The organism is Amycolatopsis sp. NPDC049868, assembly GCF_044461365.1.
GTDB lineage: Bacteria > Actinomycetota > Actinomycetes > Mycobacteriales > Pseudonocardiaceae > Amycolatopsis.
The window spans coordinates 622,036-638,554 of the sequence record NZ_JBITKV010000003.1 but is presented as its reverse complement, the minus strand read 5'-3'; the positions used below and the strand labels follow the sequence as shown (position 1 = coordinate 638,554).

Here is a 16,519-nt window from a genome sequence, read left to right as displayed (position 1 = left end):
GTCAGTCCAGCTTTCCGGGCACGATCTGCAGGTAGATCAGCGTGATCACGAAGTTCACCACGAACAGCATGAGGAACGTGATGACGACCGACTGGTTCACCGCGTCGCCGACGCCCTTCGGGCCGCCGGACGGGTGCAGTCCCCGGTAGGAGGCGACGACCGCGGCGATGAAGCCGAAGATCAGCGCCTTCAGCTCGCCGACCCACAGGTCAGGCAGCTGGGCCAGCGCGGAGAAGCTCGCCAGGTATGCGCCCGGCGTCCCGCCCTGGAGGACGACGTTGAAGAAGTAGCCGCCGAGCACGCCGATGACGCTGACCATGCCGTTCAGCAGGAGCGCCACCAGCATCATCGCGAGCACCCGCGGCACGATCAGCCGCTGCACCGCGGAGACGCCGAGCACCTCCATGGCGTCGATCTCTTCACGGATGGTCCGCGCGCCGATGTCCGCGCAGACCGCGCTACCGCCGGCGCCCGCGACCAGCAGCGCCGTGACCAGCGGGCTGGCCTGCTGCACGGTGGCGAGCACCGACCCGGCGCCCGTGTAGGACTGGGCGCCGAGCTGGCGGGCGAGCGAGCCGAACTGCAGCGAGATGACCGCGCCGAACGGGATCGCGACGAGCGCCGTCGGCAAGATCGTGACGCTCGCGATGAACCAGGCCTGCTGGATGAACTCCCGCAGCTGGAACGGGCGCTGGAAGATGCCACGAACGATGTCGAGGCCGAGAGCGAACAGGTTCCCGGTCTCGCGCAACATGCCGATCCCGGGGATCTTCGCCGATGAAGCGGAAGAGCTCACGCGCCACCTGACCCCGGATCTTGTGGCCGCAAGCGGTGGTTACCCGCTCTCCCGGGGTGCGGGATGTGGGCGACCTGGTCGTCGGGCAGCTGGCCCTGATGATGGTTCGGGATCGAACTCTCGGCGGGCGGCGACCGGTGGCCGGCGGTCGCGAGCCGCTGCGGGCGGACGCCGTAACGGTGCTGTTCCTCCGGGGAGAGCGACTCGATGATGCTTTCCTGCGCCTCGGGCGGCAGGCCGTGCAGGATCTGCATGACGCGGTCCTTGCGGCGGACCGCGCCCATCCGGGTCGGCACGCCGGGCGTCGGCTGCATCTGCGGCGGCACCCCGCTGACGTCCTCGACACCGCCCGCGTGGTGACCGGCCTCGAACATCGCGCGCTCCGCGGCGAGCTGGGCCGAGTCCTTCTCCTCGCTCATGCCGATGGGGCCGTCCATCTTGCCGTTGAGGAACTGCTTGACGACCGGCTCCTCGCTGGTCAGCAGCACCTCGCGCGGGCCGAACATGACCAGTTCCTTGCGGAAGAGCATGCCCAGGTTGTCCGGGACGGTGCGGGCGAGGTTGATGTTGTGCGTGACGATCAGGAACGTCGCGTCGATCTGCGCGTTGACGTCCAGGAAGAGCTGGGAGATGTAGGTGGTGCGGACCGGGTCGAGGCCGGAGTCCGGCTCGTCGACCAGGATGATCTGCGGGTCCAGCACCAGTGCGCGGGCGAGGCCGGCGCGCTTGCGCATACCGCCGGAGATCTCGCCGGGCAGCTTCTTGTCGGCGCCGTTGAGGCCGGTCATCTCGAGCTTCTCGAGCACGATCCGGCGGACCTCGGTCTCCGACTTCTTCGTGTGCTCCCGCAGGGGGAAGGCCACGTTGTCGTAGAGGTTCATCGATCCGAACAGCGCGCCGTCCTGGAACAGGACGCCGAAGAGCTTGCGCACCTCGTAGAGCTGGTGTTCGGAGCACGTCACGATGTCGACGCCGTTGATCATGCAACGGCCGCGGTCCGGCTTGAGCAGACCGATCATCGACTTCAAGAAGACTGACTTACCGGTTCCGGAGGGACCGAGCATCGCCGAGACCTCGCCCGGGGGCAGGGTCAGCGTGACGTCCCGCCAGATGGCCTGCTTACCGAAGGACTTGGAAAGACCTTCGATGACCACCTCGGCACCCATCGCACCTCCAGGAGCTGTTCCGCGTCGTCGCGCACTGCCTTCCCGTGCCACTGGCCCGAGAGGACGCATGCGTTCGCGCAGCGATACCCGCGTCAACCAGGTGCAACGAGCTGAGTGCGAACAGGTTACTCACCAGTTTTCTTTTCTGGCCAGACCCGCGGGTAACTTTTCGCGCAGTCCGCCGCCTGCCCGTGCACCGCTTGCAGCACCGTAGTGCACGTCACTCCCGCACGCAGATCCACAACCCGCCCCCGCCCGGCCCGGATCGCGTTTAGCCCGCTAAACGCAGGTCAGCCCCGCTGCCGCCCTCCACCCACCTGGATCGCCTTTAGCGGGCTAAACGCGATCCGGTGCCCTGGGCGCGCCCGAATACTTAGCCTTGCTACACGTCGCGATTAGGGGGCTAAACGCAGGTCGGGGCGGGAGGCTGGAGACAGCGAAGGGGCGGGCACCCGTGTGGATGCCCGCCCCTTCGCCGGTGCTGCGGTAGGCGCTGACGCGCCCGAGATCACTTGATGGCGATCTTGGCGCCCGCGGCCTCGAGCTTCTCCTTGGCGGCCTCGGCGGCCTCCTTGTCGACCTTCTCCAGGAGGGCCTTGGGAGCGGCCTCGACCAGCTCCTTGGCCTCCTTCAGGCCCAGACCCGAGACGACCTCACGGACGACCTTGATGACCTGGATCTTCTTGTCACCGGCGGACTCGAGGACGACGTCGAACTCGTCCTGCTCCTCGGCGGCCGCGGCCGGGGCGGCACCCGGGGCGGCGGCGACGACGGCAGCCGGGGCGGCCGCGGTCACGTCGAAGGTGGTCTCGAACTCCTTGACGAACTCGGACAGCTCAAGAAGGGTGAGCTCCTTGAAGGCGTCGATCAGCTCGGCGGTGCTCAGCTTCGCCATGGTGGCTTTCCTCTCTGAAACGAACTAAAAGTTCGGGGTGGGGGGTGTTCAGCTCTCGGCGGGTGCTTCGGCTGCTTCGGTACCGGCGTTGCGCTGCTTCTCCTCCAGCGCGGCAGCCAGGCGAGCGACCTGGGACGCCGGCGCCTGGAACAGCGCGGCGGCCTGGGACAGCTTCGCCTTGAACGCGCCCGCCGCCTTGGCGAGCAGGACCTCACGGCTGTCGAGATCGGCGATCTTGGTGATCTCGTCCACGGACAGCGTCTTGCCGTCCATGTAGCCGCCCTTGATCACAAGCGCGTTGTTGTCCTTCGCGAAGTCGCGAAGCGCCTTCGCGGCGTCAACAGCTTCACCTTCGACGAAGGCGATCGCGGTCGGGCCGACGAACAGGTCCTCGAGACCCTCGATGCCGGCGTCCGTGGCGGCACGCTTGACGAGGGTGTTCTTCGCGACCCGGTACTTGGCATTGGTGCCGAGAGCGCGGCGCAGCTGGGACAGCTGGGACACGGAGAGGCCGGTGTACTGGGTAACGACTGTGGCCGAGCTGCTGCGGAAGCTCTCCGCGATCTCGGCGACGGCCGCCTCCTTGTCGGGCTTCGCCATGGTCGCCTCCTCTCTTGGCTAGTGGTCCACTGGCCTTGAGAGCCCTGAAACGACGAAACGCCCCGGCGCAGACAGGCGCGGGGCGTCAGGGCACACGACGACGTACATCGTGGGCGAGCCTCGTTCCTCCTGCGCGGGTCGCCCGCCCTAGCGGGGCCTTCGTTCTCCAGGCCGTATGACCAGGAGAAGACCAGCGGTCTTCGGTAGAACCTTGACAAGAATACGTGACCCTGTTTCGCCCCCGACAGCACCCCCACTCAGATCGCGTTTAGCGGGCTAAACGCGGGTCAGCACATCCGTTGAGGGTGGCGGCGGGGGCATGGATGGAGGGCTAAACGCGACCGGCGGAGTGCGCGGGAGGGCCGGCGAGGCATCATGGTGACGTGGCGGAGCAGCGTGATGACGGAAAGCCGGGCAACGAGCCCGGCACGGACATCGAGCCCAAGGCGGGAGGTCAGCCCGCGCCCCGGCTGGACGAGGAGCAACTGCGTCAGTTCCAGCAGTTTCAGCAGTTCCAGGACTATCTGAAGTTCACCGAGGCGCAGCAGCAGGGCCTCGCGCCGTCACAGCCCACACAGCCCGTGACCCAGCACTACGGAGGGCAGCCACCGGCGCCTCCGGGACCGCCGCCCGGCGAACTCGTGCCTACCCCTGCCCCCCGGCCTCGCATGCCGCGCTGGCTGCGGCGTCTGGGCGGGAAACTCCTCGCCTGGATCATCGTGATCGTGCTGCTCTGCGTCGGCGCCACCATCGTCTACCGGCAGATCTTCCCCAGCGACGCCGGGCAGGACACGGCGACGTTCGTCCAGGGTGGCGGAGGAAAGCACCACACCAACCGTGTGCTTGCGAGTAGTCCATGGGAGGCCGTGCGAGCCATCTACGACACGATCGGCAAGCCGTACCCGCAGGACGTCCGGGTCGAAACGGTGTGCCTGGCGATGACCGAACAAGCGCAGGCCCAGTTCGCCCGCGACCTCGGCTATCCGGACTGCGCGACCGCCGTCCCGGCGCTGAACGCCAAGGTCACCGACATCACGCCGTACATCTACGCGGTTCGCCCGATGTCGAGCGTGGTCCCGCGGCAGAACCTGACAATCCACTCGTGCTGGTACAACATCCGCGGTGGCCCTTTGCTGGGCAGCTTCACCCTGCAGGAAGTCGAGATGGGTCAGTGGCTGATCACCGGGCACGCGAACTCTCCCGACCCCTGCCCGGCCCCGCCCACCGGCAACTGACCTGCGCGTCTTCACCCCCGGATCGCGATTAGGGGGCTAAACGCAGGTCGGCCGCGGATCGCGTTTAGCCCGCTAAACGCAGGTCGCGTCAGAGGTCGTGCGAAGTGAGGAAGCCGGTCAGGGTGGAGCCGAAGGCGGGGTGCATGACGGCGGCCATGTGATCGCCGGGGACGCGGACGAGGCGGGCGCCGGCGATGGCGGCGGCCAGGCGTTCGGGTTCCGCGGCCAGCGGGTCGGTGTCCCCGGCGAGGATCAGGGTCGGCACGGCGATCGCCGTCAGGTCCAGTTTCGGATTCGCCGTCCCGCGCGCGACGGCCGCCAGTGCGATCCGGTCCGCCCGCAACGCGTCGGCCAGCGCCCGGAAAGGCGCCGAAGACGGCGGAAGCGTCGAAGGGTCCGAAGCGAGCAGCGCCTCGCTGATCGCCTCCGGCGTGACAACGCGGGTGTCGACGCCGCCGAAGTCGACGATCCCCGACCCGACCCCGCCGATCGCGAGACACCGGATCCGCGGGTCGGCGGCCACCGCGCCGAGCGCGATCATCGCGCCCATCGAGTAGCCGACCATCGACACCTCGTCGAGATCCAGCGCGTCGAGCAACGCCGACACGTCGCGGACCATCGCGTCATCGCCGTAGCTCGCCTCGTCGTGCGGTTTCGCCGATCGCCCGTGGCCGCGCGCGTCCAGGCTGATCACGGTCAACCCCGCGTCCTGGAGGGTGTCGACGACGCCGGGCGCGATCCAGTTGGCGTTCGTGTCCGCGGCGAAGCCGTGCTGCAGCAGTACCGGACGCCCACGGCCTTCCCAAACGGTGTAGCTCAGCTGAAGCCCGTCGAACGACGCGAAGGTAGGCATGCTCTCCAGCAAACACGAAAAAGGGGCGGCCCCGCCTTAGCGGGACCGCCCCCTTCTCAGTGATGTCTAACTCAGACTCACGCGTCCTCGGAGAGGAGGTTGCGGGTCCGGGCCGGGTCGACCGGGACACCCGGGCCCATCGTCGTGGAGATCGTGACCTTCTTCAGGTAGCGCCCCTTCGCCGACGAGGGCTTGGCGCGCAGGATCTCGTCCAGCGCGGCCGCGTAGTTCTCCACCAGCTTCTCGGTGTCGAACGAGGCCTTGCCGATGACGAAGTGCAGGTTGGCCTGCTTGTCCACGCGGAAGTTGATCTTACCGCCCTTGATGTCCGAGACGGCCTTCGCGACCGCGGGGGTCACGGTGCCGGTCTTCGGGTTCGGCATCAGGCCACGCGGGCCGAGGATGCGGGCGATACGGCCGACCTTCGCCATCTGGTCCGGCGTCGCGATCGCGGCGTCGAACTCGAGCCAGCCACCCTGGATGCGCTCGATCAGTTCGTCGGTGCCGACCACGTCCGCGCCGGCGGCCTCGGCCTCGGCGGCCTTGTCACCAACGGCGAAAACGATGACGCGGGCGGTCTTACCGGTGCCGTGCGGCAGGTTCACGGTGCCGCGGACCATCTGGTCGGCCTTGCGAGGGTCGACACCGAGGCGCATGGCGACCTCGACGGTGGCGTCCATCTTCGCGGAGGAAGTCTCCTTGGCCAGCTTCGCGGCCTCGAGCGGGGCGTAGAGCCGCTCGCGGTCCACCAGCTCAAGAGCCTTGCGGTAGGCCTTGCTGTGCTTGGGCATTGCTTCTGTCCTTAACTCTTCAACGGATCAGTGTGGTGTTGGAGCCAGCACTGGCTCTCCCACGGTGGTGCTGGGTGGAACTCAGTCGACGACCGTGATGCCCATCGAGCGGGCGGTGCCGGCGATGATCTTCGCGGCCTGGTCGATGTCGTGCGCGTTCAGGTCGGATTCCTTGGTCTTCGCGATGTCGCGGACCTGGTCCCAAGTGACCTTGGCGACCTTGGTCTTGTGCGGCTCGCCGGAACCCTTCTCCACGCCCGCGGCCTTCAGCAGCAGCTTCGCGGCCGGCGGCGTCTTGAGCTTGAAGTCGAACGTGCGGTCTTCGTACACGGAGATCTCGACCGGGACGACGTCCCCGCGCTGCGACTCGGTCGCGGCGTTGTAGGCCTTGCAGAACTCCATGATGTTGACGCCGTGCTGACCCAGCGCGGGGCCGACCGGCGGCGCGGGGTTGGCCGCACCCGCCTTGATCTGCAGCTTGATGATCGCCGCAAGCTTCTTCTTCTTGGGTGGCATTTCGTTTGTTCCTTCTTACTGACTTGAGTCCCCCGCACACCTGCCAGTACGCGGGGACTGCCGGCCGTCTGGCGGCCGTCAGATCTTGGAGACCTGGTTGAACGACAGCTCGACCGGGGTCTCCCGGCCGAAGATCGACACCAGGACCTTCAGCTTCTGTCCGTCCACGTTGACCTCGGAGATCGTCGCGGGCAGCGTCGCGAACGGGCCGTCCATGACGGTGACCGACTCGCCGACCTCGAAGTCCACCTCGACCGCGGGGGCGCCCAGCTGCGACTCGGCGGAAGCCGCCTCGCCCTTGCCGGGTTTGGCGGGGGCGGCCGTCTCGACCTTGGGCGCGAGGAACTTGAGCACCTCGTCCACGGTCAGCGGCGACGGACGCGACGTGGCACCGACGAACCCGGTGACACCCGGCGTGTTGCGCACCGCGCTCCACGAGGCGTCGTTCAGGTCCATGCGGACCAGGATGTAGCCGGGCAGCACCTTGCGCTGCACCTGCTTGCGCTGGCCGTTCTTGATCTCGGTGACCTCTTCGGTCGGGACCTCGATCTGGAAGATGTAGTCCTCGACGTCCAGCGTCTGGGTCCGGGTCTCGAGGTTGGTCTTCACCTTGTTCTCGTAACCCGCGTACGAGTGCACGACGTACCACTCACCGGGAGCGGCGTTGAGTTCCGCGCGCAGCTTGGCGACCGGGTCGACGTCCTCGTCGGCCTCGGGCTCGGCGGCGGTGTCGTCGGTCTCGACGGACGCCTCATCGGCCTCCGCGACATCTCCGGCTTCGTCGACCTCGTCGCCTGCGGCGGGCACCTCGACGGAGTCCAGGTGCTCGGACTGCTCGTCGCCGAGTGCCGCGTGCACCTGCTCGTCGGAAAGCTCGGTCAGCTCATGACCGGCTGCTGTGCCGTTGTCGGAGGTCACGTTCCGTCCTCTCAGTTGATCGGTTGCCGTGGCGCAGGCCACCGTGCGGTGCCCTCAGGCACCGCGACCGGCTGCCTCAGCTGCCGAAGACGGCACCGACGACCTCTTTGAAGGCCAGGTCGAGGCCGCTCACCAGCGCCACCATGAACACCACGAAGACCAGCACCACCGCGGTGTAGGTGACCATCTGCTTGCGGTTCGGCCAGATGACCTTGCGCAGCTCGGCCCAGACCTCACGGATGAAGCGCATGAGCCGGGCGAAGATCGACGCCTGCTTCGGCTTGCGGTCGCGCTTCGGGGTCGCCGTGCCTTTGGCGTCCTTGGACTTCTCGGTCTTGTCCCCGGCCTTCGCCTTGCCGGCGGGGCGGGTCTTGTCGTCCGACTTGGCGTCGGCCTTACCGGACGGGCGCGCGGACGCACGGCGCTCACGCCGGGCAGCGGCGGTCACCGGGCGGGACTGCTCGTCGGGCTTCTGCCCGGCGTCGTCCTGCGCCTTCTCACCGCTGGCGTCGCTGTCGCTCACGACCACTCCTCCGCCTTCACCAGTTCGCTTACGCAGGGGTGACAGGACTTGAACCTGCAACCTGCGGTTTTGGAGACCGCTGCTCTGCCAATTGAGCTACACCCCTTTGGAACCCCGATGCTCTGGAGCTCCCGAGGACGCATTCCATCGTCCCCACCGCCGTGGCGGGGATGACCGTAGTGCGTTCCGAGACCAGAAGTCTACGGCAACCCCCGAACAGCTTCGCAACCGCGCCCCTCAAAGCGGCGCGGAGCAGCCTTCCGCGGGGAAACTCCCCCACGGCCGACCCCATGATCGTGCCACGATGTCGCCATGAGCGCTCCCGCACCCTCGTCTTCGCCCGCCGCCCGCGTTTCGGCCCGTATCGGCGGCATCACGCCGTCGGCCACGCTGGCCGTCGACGCGAAGGCCCGGGAGCTCAAGGCGCAGGGTCGTCCCGTGATCGGGTTCGGCGCGGGGCAGCCGGACTTCCCGACCCCGGCCAACGTGCTCGAAGCCGCCGAAGCGGCCGTCCGCGACAAGGTCAATCACGGCTACACCGCCGCGGGCGGGCTGCCGGAGCTGCGCGAGGCGATCGCGGCGAAGACCGTCCGCGACTCCGGGTTCGAGGTCGACCCGGGCCGCGTCCTGGTGACCAACGGCGGCAAGCAAGCGGTCTACTCGGCGTTCGCGACGCTGCTCGACCCGGGCGACGAGGTGTTGCTGCCCGCGCCGTACTGGACGACGTATCCGGAGTCGATCGCCCTCGCCGGCGGTGTTCCCGTACAGGTCACGGCGGACGAGACGACGGGCTATCTGGTCACCGTCGAGCAGCTCGAAGCCGCCAGGACGCCGCGCACGAAGGTGCTGCTGTTCGTGTCGCCGTCGAACCCGACCGGCGCGGTGTACCCGCGCGAGCAGGTCGAGGCGATCGGGCGCTGGGCGCACGAGAACGGCCTCTGGGTGATCACCGACGAGATCTACGAGCACCTGGTCTACGACGGCGCCGAAGCGCCCTCGATGCCGGTCCTGGTCCCGGAACTCGCCGACCGCACGATCGTCCTCAACGGGGTCGCGAAGACGTACTCGATGACCGGCTGGCGGGTGGGCTGGCTGCTCGGTCCACAGGACGTGGTCAAGGCGGCGACGGCGTACCAGTCCCACTTGTGCGGCAACGTTTCGAACGTCGCGCAACGGGCGGCGCTGGCGGCGGTGAGCGGACCGCTCGACGCCGTTTTCGCCATGCGCGAAGCGTTCGACGGCCGGCGGAAGAAGGCGCTGTCGCTGCTTTCCGAGATCCCGGGAGTCGAGACTCCGGTGCCACTCGGCGCTTTCTACCTCTATCCCTCGATGAAGGCCTTGCTGGGCAAGGAGATTCGCGGCGAGCGCCCGGCCGACACGGTGGCGCTGGCGGATCTGATCCTGCGCGAGGCCGAGGTCGCCGTGGTGCCCGGCGAGGCGTTCGGTACGCCGGGGTACTTCCGGATTTCCTATGCGCTGGACGAAAACGATCTCTCCGAAGGGATCACCAGGATGGGCCGTCTGCTCGCGGAAGCGCGGTGAACGTGGTGCGATTGGGAATCGCTCTTCCGCAATACGGTCCTCTCGCGTCGATGGACGCCGTCACCGGCTTCGCCACGGCGGCCGAGGAGCTCGGGTACGACTCCTTGTGGGTCGGGGATCGGGTGCTGGCGCCGGTCTCCCCGTCGGACTTCTACCCCGGCGGCACACCGGAACGGCCGTACCCGCCCGAGTTCGTCACCTTCGCCGATCCGCTGATCCTGCTGACGGTGGCCGCGAGCGTCACGAACAAGGTCCGGCTGGGCACCAGCACCCTCACCGGAACGGTGTATCCGGCCGTGGTGCTCGCCCGGATGCTCACTTCACTGGATCAGGTGAGCGGTGGCCGCCTGGACGTCGGACTGGGCATCGGCTGGCTTCGTGACGAGTACACGGCGACGGGCACGCCCTGGAAGGGTCGTGGCAGGCAGCTGGAGGAGCTTCTCGACGTCCTTCGGAAGTTCTGGACCGGCGATCCGGTCGAGCACGAAGGCGAACGCTGGCGGATCCCGGCGTCGAAGGTGGGGCTGCGACCGGCGCAGAGCCCGCATCCGCCGGTGTTGCTGGGCGGGCTTTCCCCGGTCGCGCTGGACCGCGTCGGCCGTCGCGCGGACGGCTGGCTTCCGGCGGGCCTTCCCGCGCCGTATCTGGCGAAGCTCTGGGAGACCGTGGTCGCCGCGGCCGAGAAGGCGGGCCGCGACCCCGGCACGCTGCGACGGGTACTGCGGATCAACCCGAAGCCGGGGACGGATCTCGCGGACGTCGCGGCGCAGCTGAAGGCGGCCGCCGAAACCGGGATCACCGAGGCCTTCGTCGACCCGCACTACCTCGCGCGGGACGTCACGCACGCCCTCGATCTCGCCGCCGAACTGCGCGACCTCGTCCCGAACGGCTGAAGGCCCTCCCCGATCGCCGGGAAGGGCCTTCGGAAGGTCAGGATTCGCCGTCGGCGAGCTGGATGAGCGCGTGGGCCTTCGCGGCGTACTTCCAGTTGCCGAGGTCCCGGATGGTCTTGATCTTGAGTTCGGCGAGGAGTTCGTCGTGCTTCTTGGTCAGGCCTTCGAGCGCGGACGGCGGCGCGTCCAGCAGCTCGCCGATCCCCTTGTCCTCCCACGCCTTGTCCACCAGCTTGTTCAAGTTCAGGCTCACGGTTTTCGCCTTTCCTCGGGGCAGGTACGGGCACCACCCTGAACGTGATCCACGTCTCAGGCAACCGGAGATCACCCGTTCACGCGCAGTTCACCGACGGCCGGACCGATGACAAACGTGACCCAGGTCGCGTACAACGAACGGGTGACGCAGCGGAGAACTGGCGGCGGCTGCCTCTTCCTGGTGATCGTGCTGTCCGTCCTGGGGATCGCTTACCACCTTTGGGAGCGTGGAACGTCGGTGACGCCGGCGGGGGTCACCACTTCGGACGGCGCGGGCCGGTACGTGGCGCTGGGCGATTCGTACACGGCTTCGCCGGGCACCGGGCGGCCTGTGGGCACGCCGGCGGGCTGCGATCGCTCGGACAACAACTACCCGAACCTGCTCGCCGCGAAGCTGCGCCCGGCCGAGTTCGCCGACGTCAGCTGCGGCGGTGCCACGACCGAGCACCTCACCGGCGAGCAGAAGACCCGCGACGGCACGAACGCCCCGCAGCTCGACGCCGTCGATGGCGACACGACGCTGGTGACCGTCGGGATCGGCGGCAACGACGTGGGCTTCGCCGGCTTCGCCGCCCAGTGTGCGACGCAGATACAGACCGCTTCGCCCTGCAAGACCCAGCTGACCGCGGGCGGCCGCGACCAGCTCGCCGAACGGATCACCGCCGCGGCGGACCGGCTCGGCGGGATCCTGGACCAGATCCGCGCGAAGGCCCCTTCGGCGCGCATCGTGGTCGTGGGGTACCCGACGGCGCTTCCGGACGACGACGCCGGTTGCTGGCCGGTCCTGCCGGTCGGCGCGGGGGACGTGGCCTACTTCCGCGACTCGCTGAAACGGCTGAATACGGCATTGCAGGAGACGGCGAAGGCACACGAAGCGGGCTTCGCCGATATGTCGACCGCGAGCAAGGGGCGGGACATGTGCAGCGCCGCGAACCGGCGATGGGTCGAAGGCCCCGCGCCCTCGGTGCCCGCCGCGCCGCTGCACCCGAACGCCCGGGGCGCGGAAGGAATGGCGGAGGTCCTCGAAAAGCTGCTCAAGCTCGCGTAGAGCAAGGGACCTTTGCTACCACTTGGGCCGCGGCCGTGTCGCGAAAGCCACTTTCAGGACGTCAGATGTCCCGAAAGTGGCTTTCGCGACATCATCGGACCGCCTGCAGAGCCCCCTGACCTGGAAAAAGAGAGCAAGGGACCTTTGCTACCACTTACTTAGGCATGCTAAGCGAGTGGTAGCAAAGGTCCCTTGCTCCCCCTGGCGTCAGTTGCGGACGACCGCCTGCGCCTTGCCGAGGACGGCCTTGCCCTCGAACTTGGCGGTGATGTCGACGCGAGCGGTGCCGTCGTCGTTGACCACGGCGACCTTCCCGGTGAACTCGATCGTCGCCGCGCCCTCGTTCGGCACGACCACCGGGCGCGTGAAGCGCGCGAAGTAGTCGACGAGGCGGCCGGGGTCGCCGAGCCAGTCGGTGACGAGCCGCGCCCCGAGCGCCATGGTCAGCATGCCGTGCGCGATGACGTCGGGAAGGCCGACCTCCTTGGCGAAGGCCTCGTTCCAGTGGATGGGGTTGAAGTCCAGCGACGCGCCGGCGTAGCGCACCAGCTGGTCACGGGTGACGTCGATGGTCAGCGGCGTCAGTTCTTCCCCGACGGTGAACGTGCTCACGCGTCCTCCCCTCGGACCACGAGCTGGGCGTTCGTGGTGGCGATCAGGCCGCCGTCGGCGCCGGAGATCTCGGCGCGCAGGTTGATGAAGTCGTTCCCGGCGCGGGCCATGATGTTGTCGATATGCGTGGTGAGCGACAGGACGTCGCCCGCGTGCACCGGCCGCGCGTAGGTGAACCGCTGATCGCCGTGGACCATCCGCGAATAGTCGAGACCCAGCTCGGGGTCCGACACGATCGCGTTGATCGAGGCGAGGTTGATGATCGTCAGGAACGTCGGCGGCGCGATGACGTCGGGGTAGCCTGCCGCCTTCGCCGCTTCGGGGTCGCGGTAGAGCGGGTTCGCGTCGCCGAGCGCGTCGGCGAACTCCCGGATCTTCTCGCGACTCACTTCATAGGTACTGGTCGGCGGGTACACCCGCCCGGTGAACGACTGGTCCAAGGCCACCCGAGCAGGCTACCGAACCCGAAAAATACCCGAAGCCGCCCTGGTGACCAGGGCGGCTTCGGGTAAGACAGGTAGAACCGCTAGACGCTCAGCGGGTCTCTTTGTGAGTCCGGTGCGTACCGCAGTTCGGGCAGAACTTCTTCATCTCCAGGCGATCCGGGTTGTTGCGCCGGTTCTTCTTGGTGATGTAGTTGCGGTGCTTGCACTCCTCACACGCGAGCGTGATCTTCGGTCGCACGTCAGTGGCAGCCACAGCATTTCCTTCTCTACTAGGCCTGGGATACCCAGGATTACCGCGTAGCGGTGGCCGGACTTGAACCGGCGACACAGCGATTATGAGCCGCTTGCTCTGCCAGCTGAGCTACACCGCCTTACATGAACCTGGCCGCGACACGCTTGCGTGACGCGGCTGAGGTTCTGAGCCCCTTTACGGAATCGAACCGTAGACCTTTTCCTTACCATGGAAACGCTCTGCCGACTGAGCTAAAGGGGCCTGGCCTCTCGCGAGGACTTGGAAAGATTAGCAAGTCCTCCCAGTGACCTGAAACAGGGGGGTACGTTACCGCAAAACCTCAGGTCAGCAGGGTAAGGACGGTCTCGGAGTGGCGTCCGGGCGAACGCGCCGTGCGGGCCTGCAGCCACGCCTCCAGGCGATCCTCCGGCAGCGGCCGCGAGATGAGATAGCCCTGCGCCACGTCACAACCCATCGCTTCGAGCTGATCCCGCGCGACGTCCTCCTCGACACCCTCCGCCACGACCGTGAGGCCGAGCGAGTGGCCCAGCTCGACGATGGAGCGCACGACCGCGAGGTCGCCGAGGTCGGTGCCCATGCCGAGGACGAAGCTCTTGTCGATCTTGACCTGGTCGACCGGGAGCTGCCGCAGGTACGCGAGCGACGAGTACCCGGTGCCGAAGTCGTCGACGGCGAGCACGATGCCCAGCGAGTGCAGCTCCCGCAGGATCGGCAGCGCCTTCTGCGGGTCGGACATCACACCGGACTCGGTCAGCTCGAAGGTGAGCAGTTCCGGCGGGATCCCGAAGCGGTCGAGTTCGCGCGCGACCTTCGTCGGGAAGTCCTCGTCGGCCAGGTTCCGGACCGACAGGTTCACCGCGGCGGAGATGCGCAGGCCCTCGTCGAGCCACTTGCGCACGCGCTTCAACGACTCTTCGAGCACGAACGACGTCAGGACGCCGATGAGACCGGCGGCTTCGATCGCCGGGACGAACTCGTCCGGGCCGAGCCTGCCGAACTCCGGATGCACCCAGCGCACGAGCGCCTCGACGCCCTGGATCTGCCGGTTCGGCAAGGTGATCTTCGGCTGGTAGTGGACGCTCAGCTGGCCTTCTTCGAGCGACTGCCGGAACTGCGTGACCATCTGGAACCGGCGCATGAAGATCTGGCCCATGCTGGCCATGTAGCCGCGGACCTCTTCGCCGCCCTTGGTGGCGCGGACGGCGACGTCGGCGCGCTGCAGGAGCCCGTCGACGTCGACCTGGTCGTCGTCTTCCGCCGACGAGGTGGCGTAGCCGATCATCGCGTTGGCTTCGACGGAGAGCCGGTCCACCGGGTACGGGGCGACGAGTTCCGCGCGGAGCAGTTCCGCCGCGGCCTGGGCGCGTTCCGGCGCGCAGCCGACGAGGAGCGCCGCGAAGGACGCGCCTTCGAGCCTGGCGAGCGGGACGTCGGGGCCGAGCGCGTCGCGGATCCGGCGGCCCGCGGCGATGACCATCCGGTCGGCCCAGACGTAACCGAGGGCGTCGCTCACGGTGGAGAAGACGTCCAGATCGACCCGCAGCACGACCGCGTCGACCTGTTCCCGCAACGGTTCCTTGGCGACCTGGCGGAAGCCGGGCCGGTTGAGCAGGCCGGTCAGCGGGTCGTGGTACGCGTCGTGGCGCAGGGTCGCGAGCAGGCGCCGGTTGTCCAGCGACGTCGCGAGGTGGCTGGCCATCGTGCCGAGCAGCTGGACGTCGTACTTGCCGAATCCACGCCAGCGGCTCAGCCTGTCGTGCGCTTCGACGACGCCGAGGAGCTGGTTCGCGCTGCGCAGCGGGACGACCAGCGCCTCCTGCGCGCCGCGGTCGAGCAGCGCGGAGCGGACGTCGGGATTGGCTTCGGTGATCCGGAAGTGACGGACGTGCGCGCCGGGCAGGCGCAGCAGCGGATCGTCGGCGGCCGGGTCGACGGGCGGCAGTTCGTCGCCCGCGACGACCATCCTCATGGTGTCCTTCGGCTCCAGTCGAAGCCTCAGCACGACGCGGCCGGCGGCGAGCTGGTCCTTGATGCGTTCGGCGATGGTCGCCCACTCGCGGACATCGACGCCGCCGACGAGTTCGTCCGTGCGCCCGGCGGGCCGCGCGGCGGCCTGTTGACCGGAACGCGCGACCATCAGGCTGACGTCGGACAGCGCTTCCATGTCGCGCTGTTCGCGCAGCAGGTCCGAGTACGCCCAGTACAGCGCGGTGAGCCCGAGGAAGACGGCCAGCACGAGCGGCCAGGCCTTCGGTGTCCCGGAAATGACCAAATAACCGGAAAGACCGACCGAAGCGTTGACGAAGCCGACGACGAGGATGCGGCCGGTCAGCCGGATCGCGGTGCTGACCCGCATGCGGCGGCGCAGCACGCGGACGGCGGCGAGCGCGAGCAGCGTGCTGACCAGCGGCGCGGTCAAAGTCCCGGCCAGCGCGGCGATCCAGGTCATGTCGTGCGCGCCGGAGGCCTGTTTCACCAGTCCTGCCACGGCGAACGCGCCGGTGATCTCCAGCAGGAACGCGCCGGCGTTGTAGAGCACGCGGCCCGCGACCTTGCGGGCCAGCAATGTTCCGATCCCCGCCGCGAGATGCGCGGCGAGCACGACTTCGAAGGGAGCGACGAAGAATCCGATGACCAGCGGGATCTCGGTGAACGAGATCGTCCACGAGATGCCGCTGCGGACGTCGACGTTGATGCCGAGCTGTTCGGCGAGCAGGAACGCGAGCGCGAGGATCGGCCCGATCCACAGCAGATCGTCCGAGGCCTCGAAGTCCAGCCAGAGGCTGACCGCGGCCGCGGCGGCGATGCCCATGGTGAGTACCGCGAAGGTGTAGACGCGGAACCGTCGCTCGTCGGTACGAGCCTCCGTAACGGCGCCTCCCTTGCCCGCTGTCGCCTGTGCGGCGCTCCCGGGCCTGCCGTTCGTGTCCGGCATCCGACCTTCCTTCCCGGCTGCCCAACCGGTCTTGTCCTACCGCGACCTCGGAGACGAGGGCAATACAGTACCCCGGAGGGCGTACCCAAGTCCCATTCGAGACAGTATGAGATCACCCCAGGGTTAACAATGGGCGCGTCGCGCTGACCTGCGTGGACCAAGGGGTGAAATGGGAGCGTTATTCGCGTTCCTTCCGACTACCGGAAGTCACCTGGCGCCACGCTCCGGCCAATCTCGTGAAG

18 protein-coding genes and 3 tRNA genes are annotated in these 16,519 nt (G+C 68.0%); 4 read left to right on the top strand and 17 right to left on the bottom strand.

The window, feature by feature from the left end:
- Position 1: 1 nt before the first annotated feature.
- From ACIBTM_RS16600 to rplJ, 4 genes are all read right to left on the bottom strand, one after another.
- The gene (locus ACIBTM_RS16600) at positions 2 to 754 is read right to left on the bottom strand and encodes an ABC transporter permease (RefSeq protein WP_276371603.1); all 753 of its coding nucleotides are present in this window, start codon (positions 752 to 754) and stop codon (positions 2 to 4) included.
- Positions 755 to 792: 38 nt separating this feature from the next.
- Positions 793 to 1,962: an ABC transporter ATP-binding protein gene (locus ACIBTM_RS16595; RefSeq protein WP_395877470.1), complete on the bottom strand. Its 1,170-nt coding sequence runs from the start codon at positions 1,960 to 1,962 to the stop codon at positions 793 to 795.
- 508 nt (positions 1,963 to 2,470) lie between these two features.
- Entirely contained in the window at positions 2,471 to 2,857 is a 387-nt protein-coding gene (rplL, locus tag ACIBTM_RS16590; RefSeq protein ID WP_037332742.1) for a 50S ribosomal protein L7/L12, read from the bottom strand.
- 48 nt (positions 2,858 to 2,905) lie between these two features.
- Positions 2,906 to 3,457, bottom strand: a complete 552-nt coding sequence (gene rplJ / locus ACIBTM_RS16585; RefSeq protein ID WP_034304192.1) for a 50S ribosomal protein L10 — start codon at positions 3,455 to 3,457, stop codon at positions 2,906 to 2,908.
- Between the two features lie 383 nt (positions 3,458 to 3,840).
- Here rplJ and ACIBTM_RS16580 point away from each other — a divergent pair, with 383 nt between their 5' ends.
- Positions 3,841 to 4,692, top strand: coding sequence for a hypothetical protein (locus tag ACIBTM_RS16580; RefSeq protein ID WP_395877468.1), 852 nt, complete (start codon positions 3,841 to 3,843; stop codon positions 4,690 to 4,692).
- An 88-nt stretch (positions 4,693 to 4,780) separates the two neighbouring features.
- Here ACIBTM_RS16580 and ACIBTM_RS16575 read toward each other — a convergent pair whose 3' ends face one another.
- From ACIBTM_RS16575 to ACIBTM_RS16550, 6 genes are all read right to left on the bottom strand, one after another.
- Positions 4,781 to 5,545: an alpha/beta fold hydrolase gene (locus tag ACIBTM_RS16575; RefSeq protein WP_395877466.1), complete on the bottom strand. Its 765-nt coding sequence runs from the start codon at positions 5,543 to 5,545 to the stop codon at positions 4,781 to 4,783.
- 77 nt (positions 5,546 to 5,622) lie between these two features.
- The gene (gene rplA / locus ACIBTM_RS16570; RefSeq protein WP_378369452.1) at positions 5,623 to 6,336 is read right to left on the bottom strand and encodes a 50S ribosomal protein L1; all 714 of its coding nucleotides are present in this window, start codon (positions 6,334 to 6,336) and stop codon (positions 5,623 to 5,625) included.
- Positions 6,337 to 6,417: 81 nt separating this feature from the next.
- Positions 6,418 to 6,852, bottom strand: a complete 435-nt coding sequence (gene rplK / locus ACIBTM_RS16565; RefSeq protein ID WP_005152062.1) for a 50S ribosomal protein L11 — start codon at positions 6,850 to 6,852, stop codon at positions 6,418 to 6,420.
- Positions 6,853 to 6,930: 78 nt separating this feature from the next.
- Positions 6,931 to 7,770 (bottom strand): transcription termination/antitermination protein NusG, encoded by an 840-nt coding sequence (gene nusG, locus ACIBTM_RS16560; RefSeq protein ID WP_395877464.1) that lies wholly within the window; start codon positions 7,768 to 7,770, stop codon positions 6,931 to 6,933.
- 76 nt (positions 7,771 to 7,846) lie between these two features.
- Positions 7,847 to 8,299 carry a preprotein translocase subunit SecE gene (gene secE, locus ACIBTM_RS16555; protein WP_037332751.1) on the bottom strand — a complete coding sequence of 151 codons (453 nt, stop codon included), beginning with the start codon at positions 8,297 to 8,299 and terminating at the stop codon, positions 7,847 to 7,849.
- Positions 8,300 to 8,326: 27 nt separating this feature from the next.
- Positions 8,327 to 8,399 (bottom strand) — tRNA-Trp (locus ACIBTM_RS16550).
- A gap of 206 nt (positions 8,400 to 8,605) precedes the next feature.
- Here ACIBTM_RS16550 and ACIBTM_RS16545 point away from each other — a divergent pair.
- Entirely contained in the window at positions 8,606 to 9,835 is a 1,230-nt protein-coding gene (locus ACIBTM_RS16545; protein WP_395877462.1) for a pyridoxal phosphate-dependent aminotransferase, read from the top strand.
- Complete coding sequence (locus ACIBTM_RS16540; RefSeq protein WP_395877460.1) at positions 9,832 to 10,728, top strand: TIGR03619 family F420-dependent LLM class oxidoreductase; 897 nt, start codon at positions 9,832 to 9,834, stop codon at positions 10,726 to 10,728. The genes ACIBTM_RS16545 and ACIBTM_RS16540 overlap by 4 nt, the downstream gene beginning before the upstream one ends.
- 37 nt (positions 10,729 to 10,765) lie before the next feature.
- Here ACIBTM_RS16540 and ACIBTM_RS16535 read toward each other — a convergent pair whose 3' ends face one another.
- On the bottom strand, positions 10,766 to 10,981 hold the full coding sequence (locus ACIBTM_RS16535) for a hypothetical protein (protein WP_395877458.1): 216 nt from the start codon (positions 10,979 to 10,981) through the stop codon (positions 10,766 to 10,768).
- A 117-nt stretch (positions 10,982 to 11,098) separates the two neighbouring features.
- Here ACIBTM_RS16535 and ACIBTM_RS16530 point away from each other — a divergent pair, with 117 nt between their 5' ends.
- The gene (locus ACIBTM_RS16530; protein ID WP_395878088.1) at positions 11,099 to 12,031 is read left to right on the top strand and encodes an SGNH/GDSL hydrolase family protein; all 933 of its coding nucleotides are present in this window, start codon (positions 11,099 to 11,101) and stop codon (positions 12,029 to 12,031) included.
- A gap of 207 nt (positions 12,032 to 12,238) precedes the next feature.
- Here the strand turns inward: ACIBTM_RS16530 and ACIBTM_RS16525 are convergent, their stop codons facing one another.
- The 6 genes from ACIBTM_RS16525 to ACIBTM_RS16500 all read right to left on the bottom strand — a co-directional run bounded on the left by ACIBTM_RS16525 (position 12,239) and on the right by ACIBTM_RS16500 (position 16,277).
- A complete protein-coding gene (locus ACIBTM_RS16525) occupies positions 12,239 to 12,643 on the bottom strand; it encodes a MaoC family dehydratase (RefSeq protein ID WP_016331051.1) in 405 nt (134 codons plus the stop codon).
- Positions 12,640 to 13,089 carry a MaoC family dehydratase N-terminal domain-containing protein gene (locus ACIBTM_RS16520; protein ID WP_395877456.1) on the bottom strand — a complete coding sequence of 150 codons (450 nt, stop codon included), beginning with the start codon at positions 13,087 to 13,089 and terminating at the stop codon, positions 12,640 to 12,642. Before ACIBTM_RS16520 ends, ACIBTM_RS16525 begins: the two co-directional genes overlap by 4 nt.
- A gap of 88 nt (positions 13,090 to 13,177) precedes the next feature.
- Positions 13,178 to 13,342: a 50S ribosomal protein L33 gene (gene rpmG, locus ACIBTM_RS16515; RefSeq protein WP_005152047.1), complete on the bottom strand. Its 165-nt coding sequence runs from the start codon at positions 13,340 to 13,342 to the stop codon at positions 13,178 to 13,180.
- Between the two features lie 45 nt (positions 13,343 to 13,387).
- Positions 13,388 to 13,460 (bottom strand) — tRNA-Met (locus ACIBTM_RS16510).
- A 49-nt stretch (positions 13,461 to 13,509) separates the two neighbouring features.
- Positions 13,510 to 13,582 (bottom strand) — tRNA-Thr (locus ACIBTM_RS16505).
- Between the two features lie 79 nt (positions 13,583 to 13,661).
- Positions 13,662 to 16,277 (bottom strand): putative bifunctional diguanylate cyclase/phosphodiesterase, encoded by a 2,616-nt coding sequence (locus ACIBTM_RS16500; RefSeq protein ID WP_395877454.1) that lies wholly within the window; start codon positions 16,275 to 16,277, stop codon positions 13,662 to 13,664.
- Positions 16,278 to 16,519 lie beyond the last annotated feature (242 nt).